Consider the following 24,772-nt stretch of genomic DNA (forward strand, 5'->3'; position numbering starts at 1 on the left):
GGCGCATCGCCCTTTAAAATACCGTACCAAATAATCGCAATTATCCTGTAAAAATAGCAAAATCTATAACCCTCTGAATCTCAGACTTAACCAACTCTGGAAAGCTCTCACGCCTCCACTCATACTCTCTTAGCCAAGCCAAACATTCGGCCTCACTTAAACTGTCACCGGCTACAAACTCCGACAACATAACGGCGGCGGTTCTAGAAAGTCCTAAACTAACTAGCGAAATCTGGGTTTGCTGACTCAACCCCAACTCAAGAAAAACCCCAACATCGTTAACTTGCTCGGAGAGTTCAAGTAGGCCCTCTCTAATTAAAAAATACTTTAAAACATCATTATAACAAGATAACAAGCGCGGCGCGTGATACCTGGCGACTTCCTCAACATCAGCCATCACATCCCGGATAACATTAGCATCTTGAAATTTAATTGATTTACGTGAGAAATGACTAATCCTCTCCGCTATCAATCGCGATAGCGGATATCCGCGCATCCATCTAACCACTAGCAACGCAAGAACATAGCAGTGCCGTGGGCTAAAACCCAGTTTAGGACTTAGATGGCTGGCGATCCTCGAGAAAGCCGAAACGTAAGAGTCAAGCGCATCATCACTACTTGGATCAGAAAGCAAAAAACGATCTGGCGCCTTTTCTGATGGCCTAGAGAATCTTAGAAGAAGTTCCTGCATCAACAGCGGACTGATTCCTGGATTTCTAACTATTATATCCCCAGGAACTTCCACAGACTCCAAAGACAAGCCTACAGTCGCCTCAAGTAGATTCACTGAATCCAAAGGGAATCGTTTCATAAATGGGCTCTCTCTAAGAGAACCAAACTGGACGTATGTTGCCGACAAATAATTATACACATGCTCGAACTCTGGATTGGTCGAGCATTTTTCCCGATGATCAGGAGCAAGAATAAAATCAACAAGAGCGGTTACATCCGCAACTACTTTATCGGTAGTTCTGGAGATATAAACATTCCTCTTATTACGAGGCGGAGCCCCATCCATCCAAAGTGCCGAATTGTCAGCATCGACGCAAAATATGTTCCCCTGAAACTCCCGCCCCCACCGACCAGCTCTCCCGGCCAGGTTCCAAAAGTCTTCAGCCCCCATGAGCTTTCGACTACCTTTTTTCGGCCCACGCATAAATATATTCTTGCACGACATATTTACCCCTTCAACAAGGGTTGATGTACAAACAAGAAAACTAATCTTATTCAAACTAAATAACCGCTCAATCTCCGTCTTAACCAATAGCGGTATATTCCCATAATGAAAAGCTATACCTCTTCTTAAAACGCGATTAAGCAAAAACCTTTTATGTATTGTCTTCTCGCAAAGCTCAATAAGTGCTTCAACCTCTGAATCCTGAGCCTGATCAACTCCAATAGCATCGTATAACTGAAGCGCGGCCTTTTCTGCATCTGCTGCGCCATTCACATAAACTATATTCCCAGGCTTACCCTGTGAGAGAGCTAGTGCTACAAAAGGTAGCCTTTTACTATCAGGAGCAGGCGTATTCTCAAGAGAGAAGCCCCCCAGAAAAACAACTTCTTCAGGCAAACATAAAGACAACCCCCACTGCTTGGGAAATCTAGGTTTCTGAGAGACCCAAATTAAGTTCTGATTCACCGTCACAGAGTTGCTAATCAAAACACCAGATTTACCATGCGGAGCATCTTCAACTAATACCTCCGGATTAGATGTAAACGGGCTAGCAAACACGACCTGAATACTTGGACTAGAAATACTAGCCATCTCTATCGACTTCTGCAGTGAAACACCTCTATACCCATCACCAATTTTATGCGCTTCATCTACCAAAAGGAGATCCACACGCAAAGGGCGAGACAGGGAATTATTAAAAATATGGAATCGCTCAGGCGTAAAAACAAATATATTATGCTTATCTTCAACCAAAGACCTTGCAAGCGGAATAGAAGATATATTCACGCCGATCTTGCCAGCAAAGGCTGTTTTTAAGTCGCGCTCCACTTGGGTAATAAGTGCCCTAGTTGGAACCAAATATATTACAGCAGTATTCCCACGCAGAGAGACAAACTCTTCTATCCAAGCTTCTAGAATGAATGATTTCCCTACGGAGGTTGGCGCAGACACACTAAGCCATGACTTCTGCTCAGCCAGCCCCCAAAAATCAAACTGGAATTTATTTACTAAAATTTCCCGCTGATCAGAAAGGCCCAAAGTATATTGAAGTTTTCGACGATTAGCGTCGACCTGCGCCACAATCGGAAATCTATCCTGATATTCATTGTCAACCATCCCACGTTTTACAGCCAGATCAATTGCAGCCTTGTTAACTAACGAATCCAAGACCAAAAGTGCGCCATCCTTCCGCTCAGGCGATACATCACTACTTTCCAAACAATATTGAGCTATGCGCAACGCGGCGTCCTGGCATACGCCATCATCAGAATGAGACAAGACGCTAGCGCAGGTCAGCATATAGGATGTATCAACCTTCTCTGTCCATGATCCACTATCAGTTACTAGAGAAGGGAACTGTCTTGCTACGGACTGAGCAGTAAGGTTTTTTAACTGTCGCCTGAACCCTTCATTCTTAATCAGCCAACCCGGCAGTTCACGCATCGCCATCTGTAATCCCCAAAGCAGATTTCAATGAGATTCTAAACTTCTCGACAGAAGGAAACGGCAGCATGAAGACATGAACAGCAAATCCACCGATATTTTCAGCCGTGATGCGTTTCCCAACAGACTTCTTCCAGCCAGCAACTTGGGCCTGTAGCAACTCTTTTATTTGCTCTACAGACTTAATATTGGGTCCATCCGGGTAATCTTTGGAGTCAAAACCTACTAAACACAAACCTCGAAACTCAACCTTATTAAAATCCGGACTATCTGGATCTAAAAATCGTTTTAACGCAGACTCGAGATTCTCATCCTCGACATTCATGTATTGGCTTAATAGCTGTAGATCCCTTTCTTCCGGACTTCCGATGCCACCAGTACCTAGCAAAAGCGGCGCAAGGCTTTTCATACAACTATATACTGCCTGAGTAGCGTCCTCATAAAGTTTTGACTCCCCCCAGTACAGGCAAAGCTTGTTTTTCTCAGGGTCAACTCCTACATGCAACCCATCAGCACCGTGATAATGCATCTCTGTACTAGTTTTAAGATTCATTTTACATATTAGCTGTGGTAGATTTAAGAATCTCTCCGCTAGCAAAAAAAGTATAAGCTCTCCGCCTTCTCCGCTCTTGGACAACTTAGAAAAAAGATTAACAGCCTCTATAAGCAACATACTATGCTTATATGCAGACCCTGTTTCTTGTTGATACCGAAAAGCTTCTATTATCTTTCGACGCGGAACTGCATAATCTATCATGTGTCCAATTAGATGCTTTACTAGCCCATCTACCCTAGGCCTTCCATTTCCGTCAAAATTAATACAATGGAAGTGACATACGGCTGATGTTCCATCCACATCAACCTCAGCGTTTACAACATGAAAGAATGCTTCAAGACTAGATGCATCGCCTCTGACCAATCCATTAAGTGCATCTTGAAAGATATCCAACCTTCCCTCCAACATCGTCAAAGGCCAGTAAGAAGAAACAGCCTAACCATCTTAGCCTTTCCATTTAGATTCTTAATAGAAGCCTCACTATGAGCTTCGAGAAAACTCTCTTATTCCGCGACAATTAGGAAATCCAGAGCAACCCCAAAAGTTCTTACCAGCATTCCCTCCTCGCTTTGCCGTTCGAATAATCATCGGCAGCCTACAAAGGGGGCAGAGAGGCTCTATTTGATCAATTGACTTATTGGGCTCTGAAGCACTTGATAAAGCTTCTGAAGATGTTGAAATCCATCGTTTCAGTAGGGATCCGTCTACCAGTTGGATATTGCGCCCCTCTGCAAACGCCTTGGCCTCTGCAGTATATTTTCCCGAGGAGACAACGAAACCTCCCGCCGCGCCTTCTGCAGCCATAACACCAAAAAACTCGCGGATTACCGTGACGCCAACTTTGATGGCTTTCCACTGTTTGCACTGAACCAGGTACTTGTCCGTTCCCAAGTGCAATACGAGGTCAACGCCGCCATCCGGCCCGTTGCCGCCCTTTTCGATAACGGTGAAGCCCTTGCGGCGGAAGGTCTCGCCCACCAGCTGCTCAAACTCGCGCCAGCTGATGCCTTCTATGGTTTGCCCAGACTCTCTCGCATTCGCCACGTTTGCGCGCAACCGCTTACGTTCAGCCTTGGCAAGCACAGAGCCGATGGCGCCGATTAGGAATACCGCAGGCAGCACAAACTGGCCGAAAAAGGCAAAAGTACGGAATATCTGGTCAGCCATGAACGGCCCCACCTGATGCGCGCCCCTCAGGGTGTCCGGCGACTTATCCGCAATAGGGTGAAGAATGAACCAACTGCCCAGAGCAATGAGCAGGCTTACCCACCAAGGCAAGCGGCTGGCAATCTCTATGAGGTCCTCGATGAGCGAGGTTCTGCGGCGACGAGCCATCCCAGTCTCCTAAACACGCATCCATTCATGGCCAGAGGCCATACACGGAAGCTAGCGCGCGGCACTAGTACCCGTAAAGAGTCTAGGGTGACTACATAAGGCCAATTGTCAGAAAAAGCCTGTTGAAGTGAGGTTTTGTCGCCTTTGAAAGGCCCGATTTACAAGACTTCGGGGTAGCGTGGGGAGGCTCTCATGCGATTCATAATGCTGATGTCCCAGGTTCAAGTCCCGGTGTAGCCACCATATCTCGAAAGGGGTTTAGCGAAAGCTAATCCCCTTTTTCTTTATCCTGCGAAAAACCAGTTATCTCGCCTTACTCGGCTTCCGCGATCAACGCCGCCAAGTCATTCCTCACATCGTTCACCCGCAGCGATACGCGATAGCCCACGAAGTCTTTCCAAGCATGATGAATCAAGTCCCCCAGCGCTTCGCTATGCGTAGCAGCAGATAACCACTCCTCGAAGCTCTCCGGGGCCAGAACCACGGGCATGCGGTGGTGGATGTGTTCGATGCTGGGCGCAGCGGATCGAGTCAGCAGGGCGCAGGAAAGGACGGGCTCGCCGTTGGGATTTATCCACAGGGACCAGAGGCCGGCGATGGCGATGATGGGGGCGGTGGGACTGTGGATGAAATACGGCTGGTGCACCTGACGGCCGGCAGGGTTGCGTACGGTTTCCTTCTCGTTCCATTCGTACCAGCCCAGCGCGGGCATCAGACAGCGGGTACTGCGCAGGGCCTGGCGCCAGAGGGGTTTGCCGGAGGTCTCTTCGCTGCGGGCGTTGAAGGAAAAGCGTGGCGGGGTGGACTGCTTCCACCAAGTGGGGATCAGGCCCCAGCGGGCGGGCAATAGTTCGAGTTGGCCGCTTTCGTCGAGGCGCAGGATGGGCACGGTCATGGTCGGGGCTACGTTGTAGCAGGCTTCCAGCCAGCGCGGCGGCGTGCGGGCGCCGATGTGCCAGTAGCGTTCGATGGCGGCCTCTTCGGGGCTGACGTAGCGTCCGCACATGCCGGGCACCTTGGGGAGAGGGGGTGCTTTGAGCGTAGTTCGCGACGGTGGCCAACAGACAGCATGGCGACCAGCGAGAGCGGCCGATCACCCCAACCGCTGCAACACGCCCTGCCCGATCACCCTGGTGGTCTCCCCACCAAAATCCATACTCCGCTCCTCCGTCAGAAAGGCAGCCACTGCCCCATCGATCCGCTGCGCCAGCTCCGGCAGTTGCCAGTAGTGCCGCAGCAACATGCCGGCGCTGAGAATCGCGGCCAGAGGATTGGCGCGGCCGGAGCCGGCGATGTCTGGAGCGCTGCCATGGACAGGTTCGGCCAGGGCGATGCCTGCACCGAGGTTGAGCGAGGGTGCGAGACCGAGGCCGCCGCCCCAGTGGCTGGCGAGGTCGGAGAGGATGTCGCCGAAAAGGTTGGTGGTGACGATCAGGTCGAAGGCTTCCGGGCGTTCGACCAGTTGCAGGGCGGCGACGTCGACGAGGCGTTCGTCGAGCACGTCGCTCCAACCGTCTTCGGCCAGCACGGCGCGGCAGGTGTCACGGAACAGGCCGCAGGTGAGCGGCAGGATGTTGGCCTTGTGCACCAGGGTGATGCGCCTTGCCTGGCGAAAGCGGGCGAGCTCGGCGGCGCCAGCGGCGAGGCGCTCGCAGGCACCGCGGCTGATGACCCGTTCGGCAATGGCGACGCCTTCGGATTCCCAGTGTTCGCGGCCGCTGTAGAGGCCTTCGCTGTTTTCCCGCAGGACCAGCAGGTCGATGCCGGCGCGAGGCGATACAACCGGGCGGGAACGCACGGGCCGCAGATTGAGGTTCAGCGCCAGCATCTGGCGCAGGCTAAGGATGGCGCTGCGGTAGCCCTCGACCTTGTGGCTGGGAGAGGAAACGGCACCGAACAACCCCGCGCCGCAGGCGCGCAGGCATTCGTAAGTGGCGTCGGGAACGGAGGTGCCGTGGCGCTGGAAGCAGTCCCAGCCGGCTTCGGCTTCTTCTACCTGCAGGTCGGGCAGCAGACGTTGCAGCACCGCCACGGCGACGGGCACGACCTCGCGGCCGATGCCGTCACCGGGGATGACGCAAAGGCGTCGGCTCAAGACTGGCCGAGCGGGCGCAGGCGGTATTGCGGCGGCAGTTGCTCGAGGCCGCTGACGGTGACGTTGAGGTCCTTCCAGATGCCGTCCTTGATGCCGTAGATGCAGCCGTGCACGGAGATCTTCTGGCCGCGGTGCCAGGCGTTCTGGACGATGCTGGTATGGCTGACGTTGGCGACCTGCTGGATGACGTTGAGCTCGCAAAGACGGTCGACGCGCTCCTCTTCCTTCTCGAACTGGCCGAGGTGGTCGCGATATTCGTAGGCGAGGTCGCGGATGGTGCGCAGCCAGCCGTCGATCAGACCGAGCTGGGTGTGGTGCAACGCGGCGCGCACGCCACCGCAGCCATAGTGGCCGGTGACCAGGATGTGCTTGACCTTGAGCACGTCGACGGCGAACTGAATGACCGACAGGCAGTTGAGATCGGTATGCAGCACGACGTTGGCGACGTTGCGGTGGACGAACAGCTCGCCGGGCAGTAGGCCGACGATCTGGTTGGACGGCACGCGCGCATCGGAGCAGCCGATCCACAGGTATTCGGGCGTTTGCTGGCGAGCCAGTTTGGCGAAGAAGTCGGGGTCTTCCTGCTTGATCGCTTCGGCCCAGCGGGCGTTGTTGTCGAACAGTTCCTGCAGCTCGCTCATGTCCGGCTCCTCATCATTTGGCTGGCGGCACCTTACGCAGCAAGGGCGTGACTGACAAGCCGCATCAGCGCACAGCGTTCAGCCGCCACCAGCGCGACGGGCGCGGCGCCTGCTGCAGCGCCAGCTGGTGCCAGGCGTCGTGCCAGGCCTGGCCTTCGGCGGCCAGGCGCGGCCAATCCAGCGTGCGCCGATCCAGGGCGCTGAGCAACTCGGTTTCCAGCCAGCCGTGACCGGCGCGCAAGGCGTCGGCGAAACCGGGGTCGACCAGGGCGCGCTGGTGCACCGTCTCGAAGCGCCACCACAGGGAATCTTCCACAGCGTCGCTTTCGCGGCTGAGCAGCCCTTCGCCGGCGCGCTCCTCGAAGCCCAGCGGCTGGAAGATCGACAGGCACGGCGCGGAGGTGCCGGTGGCGGCCAGGCGCGGGGCATCGGCATCGAGCCGGGCGATGAGGCTGGCGGTGGTCTGCGAGGGGCGCCAGAAGCTGCCGGCGTGCAGGCAGATCTGCCGGTTGTCGTGCAGGTGGAAGCGGTGCCCGCGGTGGCCATGGCTGCGCAGCGCGACCACCAGTGCCAGCCAGTCGACCTGGGCTGGGCAGTGGGCGAGAAAGTCTTCGTTGAGCTGGCGGCGCTGGTGCGCACCCGCGATCCACGGCAGCACGCGGCCATCGAACGCGCGGGCGAAGTGGAAGTCGCCGCGGCCGTTCCAGCAGCCGAAGCGGCGCGCCTGGGTTTCCAGGTTGGAGCTGGCGAGGTCGTAGTCGTGGCCAAGGCTCAGGGCGTTGGAGATGGCCCAGCGTTCGACCTTCTTCGCCGCCCACAGGCGCCCGGCGGTCTCCAGCACCCAGGCTTCGTCGCGGTCGGCGATCAGGTAGCTGTTGTCGTAGCGCAGGCGTTTATTGCGGTAGCCGGCCGGGCCGCCCTGGCCGTGGCGTTCCAGCAATTCGGTGATCACCGCCAGGGCTTCGCGGGCGCTGCCGCCGCGCTCCAGGCCCAGGCGCAGCAGGTCCATGCCCAGCAGGGCTTCGCCGTCGCGCTCGGTCAGTTTGGTGAACACGGCTTCGTTGCCGATGGCCACGCCCTTGTCGTTGACGCCCATTTCCGCGCCCCACAGCCAGGCCGGCTGGCTGAGGATGACGCCGTGGCGATTGGCGGTCTGGGGGATCTCCAGGTAGCTGGTACGCACCGTGGCCGCGCTGTCGCCGTGCACGGCCTCCAGGCGGATCAGGCGTTGCGCTTCGGCGGGCTCGCGGTCGCTGTTCTTGGCGAACCAGGTGGCCCCGCCGCTACGCAATACCAAGGTGTCGCACATAATCTTCCTCCCCGTGATCTTCCCGCGCGCCGAGCACTTCCCGCGCGGCGCGTTCCCCGGCCTCCACGGCCCCGTCGAAATAGCCCATCCAGCGCGTCGCCGTTTCGGTGCCGGCGAAGTGCAAGCGCCCGTATGGTTCGCGTAGGCGCGCCGCGCCGCTGCTCCACAGTCCGGGCGGGAACAGGGCGGCATAGCAGCCCCGGGCGAAGGGTTCCTCGGCCCAGGATTTATCCACGTAATCCACCGGCCGCAGCGCCTGTTCGCCGAAGTAGCGGGCGAAGCAGTCCAGCACCTGACCACGGCGGTCGCCGGCGGGCCTGGCGTTCCACTGCCGCGCCTCATCGCCTTCGATGAAGCCCAACAGCACGCCGCGCCCGGAGTCGGGGACGCTGTTATCGAAGGTCAGGCGTACCGGGCCGGTTTCGCTGGTGGCCTGGCCTGACAGGTTGCGCTCGCGCCAGAAGGGGTTGTCGTAAAGCGCCATGCACTTGATCACCGCGCCTTGCGGCAGGCGTTGCAGGAGCTGGTCGCGCCAGCTGGGCAGCAGCGGCTCCTGGGTGATGCGCAGCAGTTGCGTTGGCGGGATGGCGAAGATGACGTGGCTGGCCTGGTGCGTGCCGCGGTCAGTCACCAGCTCGACGCGGCTGCCGTCCTGGCGCACGGCGCGCACGGGATCGCCGGTATGGACGTCGCCGATGCGCTCGGCCAGGGTCTCACTGATCCGCTGGGAGCCGCCCAGGATGCGGTCCTGCTGGGCGCCGCCTTCGACGCCGAGCACGGTGTCGAGGTTGGTGCCGCCGTGGATATAAAAGAGGACATGGAGAAACGAGAGGTCATGGGGACTCGCTGCAAACACGGCGCCGCACATCAGCTCGAAGACCTTGCGCCCGGTGGAGGTGCGCACGTTGCGCCGCAGCCACTCGGCGAAGGTGAGGCTGTCCCACTGGGGCGCCTTGGGATGCAGGCTGGGGTCGCCCAGCGGGATCTCCCGTGCCATGCGGTCCAGGCGCACATGAGCCTGAAGGACATCAAGCAGGACGTGTGGGGGAAACTTCGGAATGGTTCCGCGATACGGCCTGAGCCGGCCGCCAAAAAGAGTGAGGTTGTCGCCCTGGTTCCATTGCGGGTAGGTCGACAGACCGAGTTCGGTCAGCAGGGAAAGGATGCGCTCCTGGGTAGGGCCGACCCACTGGCCGCCCACCTCGACCACCTCGCCAGTGGCGAAGCGATGGTTGAGGGTACGTCCACCGACGCGCTTGTTGGCTTCGATCACTTTGACCCGTTGCCCGGCTTGCGCCAGACGCCAGGCCGCGGTCAGCCCCGAAATACCGGCGCCCACCACGATCACATCGCTGCGATTCATGTTTGCGACCTTATTTTCTTGTTGTTATTGGCTTAAGGGTAAGCCAGGAATTGCCCTCGGAAAAACCCGATCAGCCGGAAATTTCGCAGCTTTTGCAGGGGATTATCGTGCGGAGGCTCTAGCCTGGGAGATCCCGCTGCGGGGCGCGCCGAGTGGCCGGTGAGCGCTGAGCGCTGAGCGCTGAGCGGGTGCGGGTTCGCGAGCAAGCTCGCTCCTACGAAGAGCGCATCGCCGAGCGTGCGATCTGGCCTGGATGAACGGGCACGAACGATGGGTATCGCTTCGCTCCACGCCATCCTACGGAGAGGTCAGGGCGAGACTTGTAGCGGCGCTCAATCGACCAGCGTGCAGGCCATCACCAGCGCGTCCTCGCGGCCACCGACAGCCGGGTAGTAATCGCGGCGGCGGCCGATTTCGTTGAAGCCATAGCGCTCATAGAGGCGGTAGGCGGGGCCGTTGGAGGCGCGGACTTCGAGGAAGCATTCCACGCCGCCCCTCTCCTGGGCGCGCTTCATCAGGTGTTCCAGCAACGCCAGCCCAAGGCCACGTCCCTGGCTTTCCGGCTTCACCGTAATGTTGAGCAGGTGCGCTTCATCGAGGATCAGCTGGATCACACCGTGGCCAACCTGCTGGCTGCCTTCGAACATCACCCAGCATTCGTAGCTCTTCAGGCCGTCGGCGAAGGTGCCGCGCGTCCAGGGGTGACTGAAGGCGGCGTATTCGATCTTGAGTACGGCATCGAGGTCCGCCTCGGTCATCGGGCGGAAGGAAACAGCGTCGCTCATGCAGGGGTCTGACTCATCCAGCGTTGCCGCACTCGGCGCATGGAGCGCCACAGGTCGGCTTTCAAAGTGGGTTCTTCGGCCAGGCGCTCGAGGCCCGGCAGCGCCCAGGCAACGCCCAGGCCTTCGACCTGCAACTCGCGCAGCAGGGACTCCTCATCGCCTTCGCCGGCGAAGCGCACGGCAGGCATACCGACCAGCCACAGGCAGGAGCACGGGGCGCCCTCCTCCAGCCGCGCGGCGACGAAACCCTGGACGAACTCGCGGGCGGCTTGCGGGCCCTGGTCCATGTTGCCGCGGGAGAACAGCGGCCAGCGTACAGGCTCGCCCATCAGTTGCGGGCTGTCCGGCAGGCCGGCGGCGCGCAGCAGGTCCTTCAGCAGCAGGTAGGCCGGGTCGCGGCTGGCCAGCGGCTCCCCGGTAGGCAATTCGACCAGCAGGATGCATTCGCCGGCGCGTAGGAGTTGCAGGGCGAAGCGCGGTGGCGGGGCGACTGGCGCGCGGACGGCCGGTTCGGCTTCCGCCTCGGTCGACTCTTCGGCCTTGACCGGCGCGGCCGCCTTGGCCTGGACACCGACCTTGGGCAGCAGGCGCGCGGCAATCGAGCCAGGTTCGCCGGCCATGACTGGCGCGGGCGCGGGGGCAGCAACCTGAGCAGCGGCCTCGCGTGCAGCCCCGGCGGGCGCAGCAGCCATGGGCTCGGCGACGATGGGCGCGGGGGTTTCCAGCAGCTCCGGGCGCGACGGTGCAGCGAACGGCAGCACCACGCGCGGCAGCCAGCTGGCGACCTGCATGGCGCCAAGGTAGGCGCGGCGACGGGCTTCTTCGATCAAGGGGCGTTTACCTGTGGGTGGTGCCTGCATGGGCAGGCCGACACGACGAGGCGGGATTGTCGCGTGAAACGCGCCGGGGGGAAAGGCCGGCGGGCGGAGAGCCTGTGCGTTTTGCTTACGGAGTGCCGAAGACGTAGACGTTGCCGGTGAGCTTGACCGCGCCGGTGGCCTGGTAGGTCAGCAGGTTGGTCTGCTGCAGGCCGCTGCCGGACACCTTGCCCTGATTGGCGCCGCCCAGGGTGAACTGCAGGTTGCTGGCGCTGGCGTTGGTCAGGCCGATCTTCATGGCCTGACGGTTGAACAGCGCGCCGTCGCCGTTGAAGCCGTTGTTGATGGTCACCATGTCGATGGACATGCCGTCGAAGCTGAAGGTGCCCTTGATGTTGTCCAGCACGATGTAGCCGGTGCTGTTGAGCGGCTGGATCGCCAGGCGCGCACCGCAGCCGCCGGCGCAGCGGGTATCGGCAGTGTTGGCGGCGAGGTTGAAGTTGACGCTCAGGCTGACACCGTCCTGGCCACTGACGTCGGCCATTTCGCTGTCGTCCAGGCCGCGCATCTCGCCGTGGACGGTCACGGCGGCCAGCAGCAACAGGGGGGCCAGGAGTCGGCTCGAAAGGCGTGCGGTTTTCACGGCGAGTCTCCTCATGCGCTAGCGCGGCAGGTTCACGGTACGAACGTTCAGGTAGTCGATGCGCAGGCCGCGAATGGCCTGGGAACCGACGTCGGTGCCGCTGATGTTCAGGTTGCCGATGCTGATATTGCTCTTCTGCACGTTCTGGTAGAAGGCGTCGTGATTGGCCCAGGTGACGCCCGGCGCGCTGAGCACCAGGTCGCCGTTGCTGGCCACCGAGAGCGTCGCCGGCTGGTAGTTGGCGTCGCCCAGGTTGAGGTCGAAGTAGACGTTCTTGGCCACCACCTTGTTGCTGTCGGCGCAGTTCTCGCAGCCGGCGATGATCAGCTTGTCGGCGTACATCTGCAGGCTCATGGAGGCCTTCAGGCCAGCGGCGTCGCCCCACAGGTTGAGGTAGGAGCCGTTGAGGGTGAAGTTCTCCAGGGCGATGGAGAAGAAGTCGGTGCGAGTGGTGGTAGCGCCAGCGCTGCCGTTGCTGTTGTAGGCGGTGCTGGGCAGGGTGAACTTGGTGGCGATGCCGATATCCAGGCCCTGGATGCGGGTGCCGGAGGAGTTCTGCATGGCGCCGGCCACCAGTTGCACCGTGGCGACGTTCTTTTCGGTACGGGTGATGGTGCCGCTGACGCAGGTGGTGGCACTACCGCCTTGTGTCCCGCAGAGCTGAACGAACTTGTCGTAGTCGCTGGCGCGCTGGCTCAGGGTGACGCCGTTGCGGGTGACGTTCCAGGCGGCACTGAGGTTCTGCTGCGCAGTCGTCAGGTCGGTGGCGCTGCTGTTATAGGCATCGACCGAGTTGTTGTAGTTCTTCACTGCCGTACTGTTATTGCAGGAAATGACGACGCCGCAATCGTACTTCTGACCAAGCTCAGGACGATTGGCGCAGAAGAGGCCGCAGATCTGCGCAGGCGCTTCGTTATATCGCGCGCTCATGCTGTTGTAGTTGGTCTTCACCGTGGCCTGAGCCGTATCGACCTGCGCCTCGCGCTGGGTGACGGTAGCCATGTCGGCGTCGATGCCGCTCTTGAGCGTCACCATGTTGTTCGAATAGGTGGTCAGCAGCGTGTCGCGCTGGGTCTTCAGGGCGCCCAGCTCGGCGTTGATCTTGTTGGTTGCCTGGGCCGGGTTGGTGCAACCGGCGTCGCCATACAGGCAGCCCTGGTAGTAGGACCAGAGGCCGAACTTGTGGGTGTCGTTGATCGGGTCGGTCCAGGTTGGCGTCATCAGTTGCAGCGCCTCCTGGTTGGCCGGGATGTTCAGCCCCGCCTTGTACTTCACCGGGCCGAGGGTGAAGGGGTGCATGGGCGTGCCGAGGTAGGCCTTGGTGTCCAGCGTGCCGCGCTGGCTGCCGGCGCCCTTGATGTAGGCACCGGTGATATCCACCTGCACGTCCTGGTTGGCGCTGTTCTTCACCCCGGTGATCTTCGAGGTGGCCGTCGCCTGGTCGTAGCTGAAGCCATCGATGAAGAAGCCCAGGCCCGCGCCGCTGACCTCTTCCAGCTGATCGTCATCCAGCGCCTTCATGCCCAGCGCCGGCAGGCTGACCAGGCAACCAGCGAGGCAGGCGAATACCGTTGCGCGCCAGCTCATGTCAGCAGCCCGCCGCTTGCGCGCCCATGCAGGTCGGCTGCCGGGGCAGGCCGCGCAGGGCGTCGTAGAGGTTGATCAGGATCGGGTAGACCGCATCCGCGCCGCTGCCCACCTTCGGGAAGTTGGCGAAGGCACCGGACTGGGTGTTGACGAAGTTGCCGGCGTTGGCCAGGTCCTGCCAGGGCACGTTCTGGTTCTGCAGGGAGAAGAAGATGCCCTGGGCGCCGGTGTTGATATCGGTGGAGCCCGGCTTGCCGATGTAGATGGTCTTGTAGTTGGTGAGGTCGAAACAGGTGGTCAGGCCCAGCGCCTGGCAGTTGTTGGTGGTCGACAGGGTCGGGATCAGCGCGGCGATCAGGCCACCGGCATCCGAATGCAGCGAGTCGCCCTTGGCGATACCGATCTGCTCGGCGCGGTTGATCGGCTGGCCGTTGATGGTGGCCTCGCCGGTGCCGGCCTTGAGCAGCACCACGTCGGCATAGACCGGGGTATCGCCGGCCACAGCCAGCGCCAGGCAGTTGATGATGTTCGGGCAGCCGTTGCGGGTGTAGTAGTCGTAGGCGATGGAGGCCGGGCCGTAGATCTGCCCCTGGAGGTTGCCGGTGATCGACAGGATGTCGCCGGAGAGATCGCCCTGCGCCTTGCCGAAGCCGACCCGCGCGCCCACCAGTTGACGCACGCCGTTGTTGGTCTGGAAGGCGAACTCGACGTAAGGGTCGCGGATTTGGAACGGCACCACCTTGGCATCGGGGGAGTTGGCGTTGTCAATCCGCCCCAGCGCGAAGTTGTTGATCAAGATGTCCGCCGGCTGGCCGGAAACGGTGGTAGACCCGGTGCGGCTGTAGTTGCCCAGGCTCAGTTGGTCGATGTTGGTCAGCAGGCTGACATCGGCGCCGAAGTTGAGCCGGGTGTACTGGTAGTTCTGGTAGGTGGACGCGTCGACGGTGAGCATCGCGCCCTGTCCGGAGATCGTGGACAGCTCTTCATCGTCCATCGACTGCATGCGTGCCTGGGCGGAAAAAGCCAGCAGGCCGCCGCAGAGCAAGGCAAGGGCACGCATGAGCGGACCGGAGGACTGACGCATGGCACTCTCCTTTCCCGGAGCCCTGTCGTGCAGGGCGCCTGTTGTTATTCGTCGGGCGTATCGAGTCAGCAAACAGGTCGAGACTCGGCGCCGTGATGCCACTATAGGAATTCACCCGCCACCGCGGGCCGACCCATAGTCGAGTAAATCGCTCCGAACGATAGACGAGGAAAGGAAAGTCCGGGCCGGGTTGTTACCCATCGTCACACCCGGGTGACAGCGTCGCGCCGGCGACGGCTCACTGGTGGCGGAAAAGGCCGATCAGGTGCTCGGCGATGGCGCCCTTGATGGCGTCCAGGTTCAGCCGCGAATGGGCCTGCAGCTTGTTGATGTTCAGGCGGTGCAGGTGCAGCGAAGGCATGCGCGCCTCGTACTCGCGCAGGTCGCCCTTCACCAGTACCGGCAGGAAGATGTCCCCACGCATGCGGTAACGGTTGATCAGCAGCTTCAGGCCGTCCTGGAACGGCAACTCCCGCGAGGCCACCAGCCGGTGCTCGCCGGGGATCTTCAGGTACAGGCCGCTATAACCCATGGTCTCGCCGGGCAGGATGTGGATGCCGGTGGGCTCCACCGCGTCGCCGGGGATGTCGTGGAAGGTGTCGAACCAGGCCTGCTCGTCCGGGAGAATGGTAATGCCGCCTTCCTGGCTCTCCGGGATCACGAAGCTGTAGTTGCTGTAGAGCTTCTCGACATACGACGAGTAGATGCACAAGCGATTCTCGAAGCGCTGCAGGAAGGCAATAGCTTCGTTGCGATCAGTGATCGCATCCAGGTCCCAGTCGAGGTCGTTCTGGCGTTCCAGTTCGGCCCAACGGGCTTTGGCAAGTGCGGCGTCGTAGGTCATCTGCGTAAATCAGACTCTGATATCTAGGTCTCTGGTAAGGACTTTGGCAAAAAACTTGCCAGAAAATTCAGCCATTTAGGCCCCATTTTCCGTGAGACACGTCACACGGCCGCCGCTCACGCAGTCGCAAACTGACGCGTTTCGTCACCCTGTCGGCCAGGGGTAGGCCTTTGCAGTACAATCGCTCCCTTTGTTCATTCCGGGCCCAACCAAGCCGATGATCGACCCACGACGCGTACTACGCGCCCTCGCCGAACACTGGGTGCTGCTCGAACCGCTGTGCGAGCGCTTCGACGCCGGCACCCTGAGCCTGGTGGAGCTGCGCATCCAGCTCACCAGCCAGTTGCCCGACAGCACCCCGGTGGACATCACCGCCCTGCTCGACCAGTGGGTCCGCCTGGACATCCTCGTTCCGGTGGCCAAGAGCCCCAACCGCTTCGAGCTGAACGCGCAGATCCACGACTTTCTCGCCTATCTGCGCCAGGAACACCGCCTTGGCCTGTGCCTGGAGATCGAAGCCTACCTGCGCCACCTCGAGCGTCTCGCCGGCTACATCCGCGAAGCTTTCGAGGCACGCGACGGCAACGACTTGGCCCGCCAGCTGCGCCTGCTCGACATGCGCGTGCGCGACGTGCTGAAGAAGCTCGCCAACGACGAACAGGCGCTGGTCGCCGTGGCCGAACGCGCCAAAACCCAGGACCGCCAGATTCCGCTGCGCCAGCGCTACGCGGAAGTCCTGGCGACCTGGGACGAGTACGTCGAGCCGATGATCCAGCTGGTCTCCGCCGACGGCGCCTTCGAGCAGGGCGTACACCGCGTGGAGCAGGTCCTGCTGCGCCTGCTCAGCGAACAGGCACGCCTTGGCCAGTTGGTGGACGACGACCAATTGCTGCGCACCCACGCGCGCATCCTGGAAATGCAGACCACCGCCCAGCTCACCCTGCGCCGCGCCCGCGAACTGCTGCTGCCGCTGCGCGAGGAAGCCCGCCGGCACAACGCGATCACCCGCGGCGCCGCCCTGGCGCTGTCGGTCATCCGCCGCAAGGGCATCGACGCCGTGCCGCAGGCCGCGCTGCCAATGTTCACCCGCCCGCAGAGCAACTTCCTCGGCACCGCTTCCCAGGTCGAGAGCTACGTCTTCGCCCTCGCCAGCTTCCAGCCAAAACCGGCGCACTTCCCCAAGGCCAGCGGTAATCGCAAGAGCGATGGCCCGCAGCGCTCGCCGCGCACCGCCCGGGAAATGCTCGACCGCTGCCAGGCCGCGCTGCCGCTGCCGGACCTCATGCAGTGGCTGCTGGAACAGGAGCCCGAAGGCGCCACCGACGAGCTGCTCTACTGGTTCTCGCGCCTGTCGCGCGATGCCCGCTTCCAGCGCGACCGCCTCGATCGCCGCCAATACGACACTCTCCAGCACAGCGTCAGCCTGTGCTCCTTCGCCCTGATCGCCGGCCCGACCGCTGGCAAGGACACCAAGAGCGAATCGCATGCAGATTAATCTCACCGAAATGACCCAGCTCGCGCCGATCTTCCGCGAGCTGTTCAAGGGCTTCCACATCAGCCGCCGCGACCCGGAGCTGTACAGCCAGCTGTCCAATCAGCAGGACGCCTACCGCGCGCTGTTCCGCAGCCTGGGCTACGAGCTGGTCTGCGATACCCGTGGCTTCTACTACTTCGTGCCCGAGCAGGTCGGCGCCCAGGTGAACAAGACCGCCCAGCGCCTGGCGCTGTTCACCTTCATCCTCGTCGAGCACCTCGCCGACCAGGGCCGCGACCCGCTGGCCGTCCTCGATGGCGGCAGCATCGGCCGCGACGAGCTGCCACCGCTGCTGGAGAAGTACCGCGACCTGTTCCTGCAGGCCGAGGTGACCACCCAGGAAGAACTGGAAGAGAAGGTCATGCGCCGCCTCACCCAGCTCGGCTTCGCCGCCGAGGACAACGGCGTGTACCGCTTCCTGCCGCCGATCCACCGCTTCCTCGACGTCTGCCTGTCGGTCCAGCAGGACCGCGACCTGGCCGCCAACCTGCACGCCAGCGAAATGCAGTTCACCGCCCCCGCGCTGATGGAAGAAGACGACGAGCCGGTGGTGATCCTCGAAAGCTATACCGCCGATGCCGACGAAGAGATCGTTGCCATCAGCGCCCCCGTCGAGGCTGTTGAAGCTGCCGTCGAAGCCGCTATTGAAGAAGAAAGCGAAGAAGACGCCCTCGCCCGCGCCATCGCCGAAGAACAGGAGGCCCAGGCATGACCCAGGAACGCTACGGCATCCGCCGCTTCGCGCTGCTCAACACCGCCGGATACAGCCTCGGCATCTTCCCGCTGGAACAGCCGCTGTCGGTCTACGGCGCGAACAACCTCGGCAAGTCGGCATCGATCAACGCGCTGCAGTTCCCGATCCTCGCGCGCATGTCTGACATGAGCTTCGGCAAGTACAGCTTGGAAGCCTCGCGCAAGTTCTACTTCGCCACTGACACCAGCTACATCCTGGTCGAACTGGACCTGCCCAACGGCCGCCATGTGATCGGCGTGGGCGGTCGCGGTCCCGGCGGCGGCTTCGGCCACCAGTTCTTCGCCTACCAGGGCGAACTGGACCTGGAGCACTACCAGAAGAACGGCACCTGCCTTCGTCTGCGCGAGCTGTACGCTAACCTCGAGCGCGAGGGCATCAAGTCCTACGAGCTCAAGCCCGACGAGCTGCGCCGCCTGCTGGTTGGCGGCCACACCTCGATCCCGCTGGACCTGACCCTAATCCCGCTGCGTTCCACCAGTGAACAGAGCCTGAAGACCTTCCGCTCGCTGTTCATCAACCTGCTGCACATGCGCGAGATCACCGCCGCCAAGCTCAAGCAGCTGTTCCTCGATGCCTTCGAGCACAGTCTGCGCTCGGGCAGCGTCGACTACATCGCCGCCTGCGAAGAAGCCTTCCGCGACGTGCGCCGCATGGAGGGTGACTACCAGGCACTGGTCGCCGCCGGCCCGCTGGTCGAGGCCCTGGCCAACGGAGTGCAACAGCGCGAACTGCTGCGCGGGAAAATGCATCGCCTTTCGCCGTTGCTGGATAACCTGCTGGGCACCTGGGAAGACTATTCCGGCGCGCGCAAGGAAGAGCTGGTGATCCAGGCCGAACACTACAAGCGCGAGCAGGACGGCCTGCAGAACGAACAGCGCGGCAGCACCGCCGAGCTGATGCGCCTGGAACGCGAGATCAGCGAAATCCAGCGCTGGATGGGCGAGCTGGCCGTGCTGAAGAACCGCTTCGCCCTGGTCGACGACGTCAAGGTGCTGGAGCAGCAGCTGCTCGCCGCCAAGGACGCCCACGACGAACTGGCCGGCGCCCTGGCGCACTCCCGGCAGTTCTCCAGCGAAGACCTGGAAGAGCGCATGCGCGACCTGGAGAAGCGCCTCAAAGGCGTCCGCCAGCAGCTCGAGCATGCCGACAACAACAGCTATGCCCGCCTGCGCGAGGAGTTCTCCCAACAGGACGTCGAGCGCCTGATGCGCCTGTTCAACGGAGCACTGTTCAGCCTGCCGCTGGGCGAAAAAGGCGTGGACCTGGACGAGGCCGGCCAGTGGGTCGGCAGCGTCGAGAAGATCCTCGATGCCTTCAAGGGCGAGCGCTTCGAAGTGCCCGGCCTGACCATCGACCTCTCCACCATCGAGCCGCCGGCCCTGCAGGCACTCGCCGACCGCGCCGCCCTGCGCGACCAGAAGGAGCGCCTGGAGAAGGAGCTCAAGCAGCTCAAGACCCAGCAGGCCGTGGCCGCCGACCGCAACGCCAGCAAGGCGCAGGCAGACAAGCTGTATCAGGACGTACTCGACGCGCAGAAGGCGCTGGAAGACTTCCGCCGCAGCCAGACCCTGAGCGCCGAAGAGCCGGGCAAGCTGGAACAGCTCGCCCAGCTGGAAGCCACCCAGGACGAACTCAAGCGCTCCGCCGACGCCTTCACCGAACGCGTCCAGCAGCTCTCCGCCAAGCTGCAACTGATCGGCCGCCAGCTGGCCGACATGGAAGCCAAGCAGCGCACCCTCGACGATGCCCTGCGCCGCCGCCAGTTGCTGCCGGCCAACCTGCCCTTCGGCATCCCGTTCATGGACCCGGTCGACGACTCCATGGATAACCTGCTGCCGCTGCTCAACGACTACCAGGACACCTGGCAATCGCTACAGCGCGTGGACGGCCAGATCGAGGCGCTGTACGCCCAGGTGCGCCTGAAGGGCGTGGCCAAGTTCGACAGCGAGGACGATCCGGAGCGCCGCCTGCAACTGCTGATCAACGCCTATGCGCACCGCACCGACGAGGCCATGACCCTGGCCAAGGCGCGCCGTGCGGCAGTTACCGATATCGCCCGTACCCTGCGCAACATCCGCAGCGACTACGACAACCTGGAACACCAGCTGGCGCTGTTCAACCGCGAGATCAACAAGCGCCAGGTGTCGAACCTGCAGAGCTTCCGCATCGTGCTGGCGCCGAACAAGGACGCGCTCAAGCACATCGACCAGATCATCCACAGCGCCGGCCAGTACGAAGAAGGCGAGAACCTTTCGGTCTTCGACCTGACCCAGAGCGCCGAGCAGGATGCGAAGAACGAGGAAGCCAAGGACTACCTGTCGCGCCTGGTGGCGGCGAACAACAACCAGCTGGGCCTGAAGGATCTGTTCGAGCTGGCGTTCGAGATCACCAAGATGGGTGGCCAGCCGATCATGCACACCGACATCGACGGTGCGGCATCCAACGGCACCACCATGACCATCAAGGCGCTGACCAACATGTACCTGTTGCTGCACCTGATGGACCGCGAGCAGGCCGGCCGCATTCGCCTGCCCTACTACCTCGACGAGGCGGCGGACATCGACGAACGCAACCAGTCGGCGCTGCTGGAGACCAGCCTGCAGCTGGGCTTCGTGCCGATCCTGGCGAGCGTGAAGCCGCAGGTCTCGGCCCAGGTGGCCATCGACCTGGAAGGCGGCAGCGGCCCCAACGGCATCTACATCGACGAAGCGGACTGGAAGTACATCCGCCGTCGTGACACCGAAAAGGCTGCGCACAACGATGTGGAAGCCAGCGCCGAGCCGGCGTGATGCTCCTGCAGCGATGAAGAAAATGGCCCGCGATGCGGGGCTTTTTCCTGTGGGCTCTTCGTAGGAGCGAGCTTGCTCGCGAACGGATTCCTGCTGGCCTTCGGTGTCATGCGGTTCGCGAGCAAGCTCGCTCCTACAGGGGAATCCGCTCGGGTCTCTGAAATGAAAAAAGGCCGCATCTTTCGCGGCCCTTTTCCTCGTCGACGCTAACTCATTGCGCCTTGCCCAGCGGAATCTTCGGCGCCCAGTCCAGCCACTCGTCGTTGGCCTCGTCGAACAGCGCGAAGGTCTGTCCTGACTTGGCCGGCGAGCCCATCTCGGCATTGTTCGGCGTGGCGAAGGCTACGCCCCCGGCAAGGATGGTCTCCATCGACTCGGTCCGCACCTTCACCCCCTTGAACAGGCCGGCGTCCACCCCGAACCCGCTGGTATTCCAGAACCGGCTACCGGTGCGCACCAACGCGGCGTAGCGCGGCTCGATAAGGATGTGGATCAACACGCGGTCGGCCGTTTCGCCCAGCTCGAAGGACGTCACCTTGCCTACCTGTACCTCGCGGTAGGTCACCGGCACACCAGTCTTGAGCGAGCCGCGACGGGCTGCACTCAGGGTCAGACGCAGGCCATCGGCATCCAGCAGGCGGTTCGGCTCGCCCCCCAGCAGGCTGAAGCTGGTTTGCTCCTGGCTGGGCTTGGGCGCCGGCAGCACCTCGATGTATTGGCCGCTGACAATGGTGCCGAGGTTGCTGACGCCGGACAGCCCAACCTGCGGTCCCACCACCCAGAACCGGCTTCCCTGGCGAGCGATGCGGTCTGCCCCACGGGTAAGGCGCGCCTTCAGTTGCACGCTCTGCAGATCCTTGCTCAGCTCCACCTGCTCCACGCGGCCAACTTCCAGGCCCTTGTAGCGCAGGACGGTGCCCTCTTTGAGGCCGTCGGCGGTGTCGGCACGCAGCTCGATCATCTGGCCCTTCAGGTGGGCATCGTCCTCGCTGTCGAAGAGGGCGAAGCGACGCACCTTGGTGATCGGCGGCGCCTTCGGGTCGGGTGTATCGAAGGCGATGCCGCCGGCCAGCAGGGTCTGCAGCGACTCACTCTTCAGCTTGATCCCGTCCAGCCCGCCGCTGATGGTGACGCCGCTGATATTCCAGAAGCGCGAGGAGGTGTTCACCAGCTTGGCGTATTCCGGCTCGATGTGGACACCGATGACCAGCCGCGTCGGATCGCGCCGGGACAGCTGGTAGCTCTGCACGCTGCCCACTTTCATCTGGCGATAGAGAATCGGCGTGCCGACTTCCAGCGAGCCCAGCTGGTCCGTGGTCAGCACCAGATGCAGACCGGGAGAATCGAGGTTGAGCGGCGGGGCTTTCGGGCGGATGACGAAGTCACGAGTCGGCTCACCATCGCTGGCGAAGCGCACGTTGAGGTAGTTGCCCTTCACCAGGGCCTCAAGACCGGTGATACCAGCCAGCGAGATGCTCGGCTTGACCATCCAGAACTCGGTCTTGCTGTTGAGGAACTCCTCGGTGCGTGGGTCCATGGACAGGGTGGCAGTGGCGCCGTTGAAGTCCTTGTCCATGTCGATGCTCTTCACGGTGCCGACCTCGACGCCGTTGTACATCACCGGCGTACTGCCGGGAGTCAGGCCGCTGACGTCACTGACCTTCACCTTCACCGCGAGCCCTGCCTGGGCGGCATCGAAGTCCTCATAAAGGCGGAAGGGCTTGGTGGGATCGGTGGGCGGGCTGTCCGCATAGTTCTCCGGCGTCGCAAAGGCGATACCGCCGGCGGCGATGCTCGCCAGGGATTCGGTGCGCAGCTTGAGACCACTCAGGCTGCCGGACAGGGTGATACCGCTGGCGTTCCAGAAGCGCGTGTGCTTGCGCACCAGGTTCGCGTAGGCCGGCTCGATGTGGATCTTCACCTCGATGGTCTTCTGGTCCTCGGCCAACTGGTAGCTCTTCACCTGGCCGACCTGGATCTGCCGGTAATAGATCGGGCTGCCCTGCTCCAGGGAACCCAGCCGATCAGCCTTCAGTGTCAGGTGCAGGCCAGGCAAGCTGTCGGAAAGCGGTGGCGGCTCCTTCAGCGCGACGAAATCCTTCTGCTGTTCGCCCTTCACCGGGTCGATGGCGATGTAGTTACCGGAAACCAGCGTCTCCAGACCGGTGACACCCGCGATGGAAACCCTCGGCTTGACCAGCCAGAAGCGCGTACTCTTGCTCAGGTATTCTCCGGCCTCCTTGCGCATTTCCACGACGGCGATCACGCCCAGGGTCGGCTTGTTGACGTGCATGTCCACGACCTTGCCGACGCCGATGCCCTTGAAGATTACTTCGGTCTTGTTGGCCTGGATGCCCTCGCCGCTTTCGAACTGGATCTGGATCATGATTCCCGCCTGGTCGTAGGCACGCCACGCAAGCCAGGCTCCGATCGCCAGCGCGATCAGCGGGAGAATCCAGATAGCCGACCAGTTCGTGGTCTTGCGCATCTTCGGTGTGGGGAGGTCACTCATCGTCGTCTTCCGCGTCCGTGTTATCCCAGATCAGCCGGGGATCGAAAGTCACTGCGGCCAGCATGGTGAGGACCACCACGCTGGCAAAGGCGGCCGCACCGAGATTTGCCTCGATGCTGGCTAGGTTTCCGAAGCTCACCAGCGTCACCAGGATCGCGATGACGAAGATGTCGAGCATCGACCAGCGGCCGATCCACTCGATGAAGCGATACATCACATTGCGCTGCAGCGCGGAAAGCGGCTGACGCCGCTGCACTGAATAGAGCAGCAGGGCAATGCCCACCAGCTTGAAGGTGGGCACCAGAATACTGGCGATGAACACCACGGCGGCGATAGGCACCATGTCCGCATTGATCAGCTCGACCACGCCTTCCATGATCGTCGCCGGCATGCCATTGCCGAGGAAGTTCACCGTCATGATCGGCAACAGGTTGGCAGGGATGTAGAGGATCGCAGCAGTGATCAGCAAGGCCCAGGTGCGGACGATGCTGTTGGGCCGACGTTCATGCACCACCGCCCCGCAACGGCTGCAATGGGTCTCGCCGTCCTCTGCCCGGCGGTTGAGCTGGTGACATTCGCCACAGACCAGGATGCCCGCATCAATGGCTCGCATCGTGGAACTCCCCCGACAGTTCGCTCCAGACCTGGTGGTGGGACATGGTGACTTCCAGCCAGACCTGCGTGAACAGCAGGCCAACGAAGCACGCCAGGCCGACGCTCACATGCAGCTCTGCCATGCCGATCAGTTTGACGATGGAAACGAGGATGCCCATCAGGTACACCTCGAGCATTCCCCACTCACGCAGGTGCTGGTAGCCGCGCAGCAGCAACATGCCCTGGTCGCGCAACGCCGGGTAGCGGATGGAGACCAGCACGAACAGCTGGCAGAGCAGCTTGGCCAGCGGGATCACCATGCTGCAGAGGAAGACCAGGAAGGCGACGCCCGCCATATTCGAATGATACAGGCCGACGACACCACTCCAGACCGTATCCATGCTGGTCTGCCCCAGGATGGTGATGTGCATGATCGGCAGGAAGTTCGCCGGGATATACAGGATCAACGCCGTCAACACCAACGCCAGCGCACGGCGGACCATATGGGGGCGGTGGATTTCCAGTTCATATCCGCAGCGCGGGCAAACGGAGCGGTGCCCGAGGGAAACGGGCTCGCGGCGCATCAGCAGGTCGCACTCGTGGCAAGCCGTCAGCTCTTCCAGAGGCAGGTCCTGCAAGGCGTGTCCTTCGATGTGGGGCATGTAGGAACTCAGGGGAAATTAGAAAGCTATTGTAGACGACGCAACCGCCCATCCGGTGCCCGAACACTGCCTCGAATTTCATGGAGAACCGCGGCTGCAAAAATAGCGCGCGCAAAAGCAAAACCCCCGGCCAGCGAAGCTGACCAGGGGTCTTGGGATAGGAGCTTGACGATGACCTACTCTCACATGGAGAAACTCCACACTACCATCGGCGATGCGTCGTTTCACTACTGAGTTCGGGATGGGA

General features: G+C 61.4%; 20 protein-coding genes. 3 read left to right on the plus strand and 17 right to left on the minus strand.

Annotation, left to right across the window (positions count from 1 at the left end; genetic code table 11):
• Positions 1-40: 40 nt before the first annotated feature.
• From ACIPK7_RS04095 to ACIPK7_RS04160, 14 genes are all read right to left on the minus strand, one after another.
• Entirely contained in the window at positions 41-2,626 is a 2,586-nt protein-coding gene (locus ACIPK7_RS04095) for a DEAD/DEAH box helicase (protein WP_401085500.1), read from the minus strand.
• Positions 2,613-3,569, minus strand: coding sequence for a DUF1837 domain-containing protein (locus ACIPK7_RS04100; protein WP_401085503.1), 957 nt, complete (start codon positions 3,567-3,569; stop codon positions 2,613-2,615). The genes ACIPK7_RS04095 and ACIPK7_RS04100 overlap by 14 nt, the downstream gene beginning before the upstream one ends.
• Before the next feature lie 87 nt (positions 3,570-3,656).
• Positions 3,657-4,511, minus strand: a complete 855-nt coding sequence (locus ACIPK7_RS04105) for a restriction endonuclease (RefSeq protein WP_401085506.1) — start codon at positions 4,509-4,511, stop codon at positions 3,657-3,659.
• Positions 4,512-4,824: 313 nt separating this feature from the next.
• Positions 4,825-5,517, minus strand: coding sequence for an SOS response-associated peptidase (locus tag ACIPK7_RS04110; RefSeq protein WP_401085509.1), 693 nt, complete (start codon positions 5,515-5,517; stop codon positions 4,825-4,827).
• Positions 5,518-5,604: 87 nt separating this feature from the next.
• The gene (locus ACIPK7_RS04115; protein ID WP_401085512.1) at positions 5,605-6,606 is read right to left on the minus strand and encodes an isocitrate/isopropylmalate dehydrogenase family protein; all 1,002 of its coding nucleotides are present in this window, start codon (positions 6,604-6,606) and stop codon (positions 5,605-5,607) included.
• A complete protein-coding gene (can, locus tag ACIPK7_RS04120; protein ID WP_192436209.1) occupies positions 6,603-7,247 on the minus strand; it encodes a carbonate dehydratase in 645 nt (214 codons plus the stop codon). Before can ends, ACIPK7_RS04115 begins: the two co-directional genes overlap by 4 nt.
• 64 nt (positions 7,248-7,311) lie before the next feature.
• On the minus strand, positions 7,312-8,556 hold the full coding sequence (locus tag ACIPK7_RS04125) for a C69 family dipeptidase (RefSeq protein WP_401085516.1): 1,245 nt from the start codon (positions 8,554-8,556) through the stop codon (positions 7,312-7,314).
• A complete protein-coding gene (locus tag ACIPK7_RS04130; RefSeq protein ID WP_401085519.1) occupies positions 8,531-9,919 on the minus strand; it encodes a flavin monoamine oxidase family protein in 1,389 nt (462 codons plus the stop codon). The genes ACIPK7_RS04125 and ACIPK7_RS04130 overlap by 26 nt, the downstream gene beginning before the upstream one ends.
• Before the next feature lie 332 nt (positions 9,920-10,251).
• Complete coding sequence (gene rimI, locus ACIPK7_RS04135) at positions 10,252-10,704, minus strand: ribosomal protein S18-alanine N-acetyltransferase (RefSeq protein ID WP_192436206.1); 453 nt, start codon at positions 10,702-10,704, stop codon at positions 10,252-10,254.
• Positions 10,701-11,534 carry an energy transducer TonB gene (locus tag ACIPK7_RS04140; RefSeq protein WP_401085522.1) on the minus strand — a complete coding sequence of 278 codons (834 nt, stop codon included), beginning with the start codon at positions 11,532-11,534 and terminating at the stop codon, positions 10,701-10,703. The genes rimI and ACIPK7_RS04140 overlap by 4 nt, the downstream gene beginning before the upstream one ends.
• Positions 11,535-11,649: 115 nt before the next feature.
• Positions 11,650-12,165 (minus strand): DUF6160 family protein, encoded by a 516-nt coding sequence (locus tag ACIPK7_RS04145; RefSeq protein WP_401085525.1) that lies wholly within the window; start codon positions 12,163-12,165, stop codon positions 11,650-11,652.
• Between the two features lie 18 nt (positions 12,166-12,183).
• Positions 12,184-13,752: a hypothetical protein gene (locus tag ACIPK7_RS04150; RefSeq protein ID WP_192436203.1), complete on the minus strand. Its 1,569-nt coding sequence runs from the start codon at positions 13,750-13,752 to the stop codon at positions 12,184-12,186.
• A 1-nt stretch (position 13,753) separates the two neighbouring features.
• Positions 13,754-14,836 (minus strand): hypothetical protein, encoded by a 1,083-nt coding sequence (locus ACIPK7_RS04155; RefSeq protein WP_192436202.1) that lies wholly within the window; start codon positions 14,834-14,836, stop codon positions 13,754-13,756.
• A 238-nt stretch (positions 14,837-15,074) separates the two neighbouring features.
• Positions 15,075-15,680 carry a hypothetical protein gene (locus ACIPK7_RS04160; RefSeq protein WP_401085528.1) on the minus strand — a complete coding sequence of 202 codons (606 nt, stop codon included), beginning with the start codon at positions 15,678-15,680 and terminating at the stop codon, positions 15,075-15,077.
• Positions 15,681-15,897: 217 nt separating this feature from the next.
• On the opposite strand from ACIPK7_RS04160, the gene mksB reads away from it, so the two are divergent.
• Genes mksB through mksF form a run of 3 tightly spaced genes read left to right on the plus strand, consistent with a single transcriptional unit; the run spans position 15,898 to position 20,757 of the window.
• Entirely contained in the window at positions 15,898-17,175 is a 1,278-nt protein-coding gene (gene mksB, locus ACIPK7_RS04165) for an Mks condensin complex protein MksB (protein ID WP_401085531.1), read from the plus strand.
• Positions 17,165-17,926, plus strand: a complete 762-nt coding sequence (mksE, locus tag ACIPK7_RS04170) for an Mks condensin complex protein MksE (protein ID WP_401085534.1) — start codon at positions 17,165-17,167, stop codon at positions 17,924-17,926. Before mksB ends, mksE begins: the two co-directional genes overlap by 11 nt.
• A complete protein-coding gene (gene mksF / locus ACIPK7_RS04175) occupies positions 17,923-20,757 on the plus strand; it encodes an Mks condensin complex protein MksF (RefSeq protein ID WP_401085536.1) in 2,835 nt (944 codons plus the stop codon). Before mksE ends, mksF begins: the two co-directional genes overlap by 4 nt.
• A 211-nt stretch (positions 20,758-20,968) precedes the next feature.
• On the opposite strand, the gene ACIPK7_RS04180 is transcribed toward mksF, so the two are convergent.
• Genes ACIPK7_RS04180 through ACIPK7_RS04190 form a run of 3 tightly spaced genes read right to left on the minus strand, consistent with a single transcriptional unit; the run spans position 20,969 to position 24,525 of the window.
• Positions 20,969-23,269 carry a PqiB family protein gene (locus ACIPK7_RS04180; protein WP_192436198.1) on the minus strand — a complete coding sequence of 767 codons (2,301 nt, stop codon included), beginning with the start codon at positions 23,267-23,269 and terminating at the stop codon, positions 20,969-20,971.
• Positions 23,262-23,882 carry a paraquat-inducible protein A gene (locus tag ACIPK7_RS04185; protein ID WP_192436197.1) on the minus strand — a complete coding sequence of 207 codons (621 nt, stop codon included), beginning with the start codon at positions 23,880-23,882 and terminating at the stop codon, positions 23,262-23,264. Before ACIPK7_RS04185 ends, ACIPK7_RS04180 begins: the two co-directional genes overlap by 8 nt.
• The gene (locus tag ACIPK7_RS04190) at positions 23,869-24,525 is read right to left on the minus strand and encodes a paraquat-inducible protein A (protein WP_192436196.1); all 657 of its coding nucleotides are present in this window, start codon (positions 24,523-24,525) and stop codon (positions 23,869-23,871) included. The genes ACIPK7_RS04185 and ACIPK7_RS04190 overlap by 14 nt, the downstream gene beginning before the upstream one ends.
• Between the last annotated feature and the right edge of the window lie 247 nt (positions 24,526-24,772).

It is taken from the genome of Pseudomonas sp. NPDC086581 (genome assembly GCF_044746165.1).
Taxonomy (GTDB): domain Bacteria; phylum Pseudomonadota; class Gammaproteobacteria; order Pseudomonadales; family Pseudomonadaceae; genus Pseudomonas.

Excerpts from the sequence above, each read along its gene's own strand:
- ACIPK7_RS04095 (WP_401085500.1), bottom strand. The coding sequence starts at position 2,626 with ATGGCGATGCGTGAACTGCCGGGTTGGCTGATTAAGAATGAAGGGTTC.
- ACIPK7_RS04105 (WP_401085506.1), bottom strand. The coding sequence starts at position 4,511 with ATGGCTCGTCGCCGCAGAACCTCGCTCATCGAGGACCTCATAGAGATT.
- ACIPK7_RS04110 (WP_401085509.1), bottom strand. The coding sequence starts at position 5,517 with ATGTGCGGACGCTACGTCAGCCCCGAAGAGGCCGCCATCGAACGCTAC.
- can (WP_192436209.1), bottom strand. The coding sequence starts at position 7,247 with ATGAGCGAGCTGCAGGAACTGTTCGACAACAACGCCCGCTGGGCCGAA.
- ACIPK7_RS04125 (WP_401085516.1), bottom strand. The coding sequence starts at position 8,556 with ATGTGCGACACCTTGGTATTGCGTAGCGGCGGGGCCACCTGGTTCGCC.
- ACIPK7_RS04130 (WP_401085519.1), bottom strand. The coding sequence starts at position 9,919 with ATGAATCGCAGCGATGTGATCGTGGTGGGCGCCGGTATTTCGGGGCTG.
- rimI (WP_192436206.1), bottom strand. The coding sequence starts at position 10,704 with ATGAGCGACGCTGTTTCCTTCCGCCCGATGACCGAGGCGGACCTCGAT.
- ACIPK7_RS04150 (WP_192436203.1), bottom strand. The coding sequence starts at position 13,752 with ATGAGCTGGCGCGCAACGGTATTCGCCTGCCTCGCTGGTTGCCTGGTC.
- ACIPK7_RS04155 (WP_192436202.1), bottom strand. The coding sequence starts at position 14,836 with ATGCGTCAGTCCTCCGGTCCGCTCATGCGTGCCCTTGCCTTGCTCTGC.
- ACIPK7_RS04160 (WP_401085528.1), bottom strand. The coding sequence starts at position 15,680 with ATGACCTACGACGCCGCACTTGCCAAAGCCCGTTGGGCCGAACTGGAA.
- mksB (WP_401085531.1), top strand. The coding sequence starts at position 15,898 with ATGATCGACCCACGACGCGTACTACGCGCCCTCGCCGAACACTGGGTG.
- mksE (WP_401085534.1), top strand. The coding sequence starts at position 17,165 with ATGCAGATTAATCTCACCGAAATGACCCAGCTCGCGCCGATCTTCCGC.
- mksF (WP_401085536.1), top strand. The coding sequence starts at position 17,923 with ATGACCCAGGAACGCTACGGCATCCGCCGCTTCGCGCTGCTCAACACC.
- ACIPK7_RS04180 (WP_192436198.1), bottom strand. The coding sequence starts at position 23,269 with ATGAGTGACCTCCCCACACCGAAGATGCGCAAGACCACGAACTGGTCG.
- ACIPK7_RS04185 (WP_192436197.1), bottom strand. The coding sequence starts at position 23,882 with ATGCGAGCCATTGATGCGGGCATCCTGGTCTGTGGCGAATGTCACCAG.
- ACIPK7_RS04190 (WP_192436196.1), bottom strand. The coding sequence starts at position 24,525 with ATGCCCCACATCGAAGGACACGCCTTGCAGGACCTGCCTCTGGAAGAG.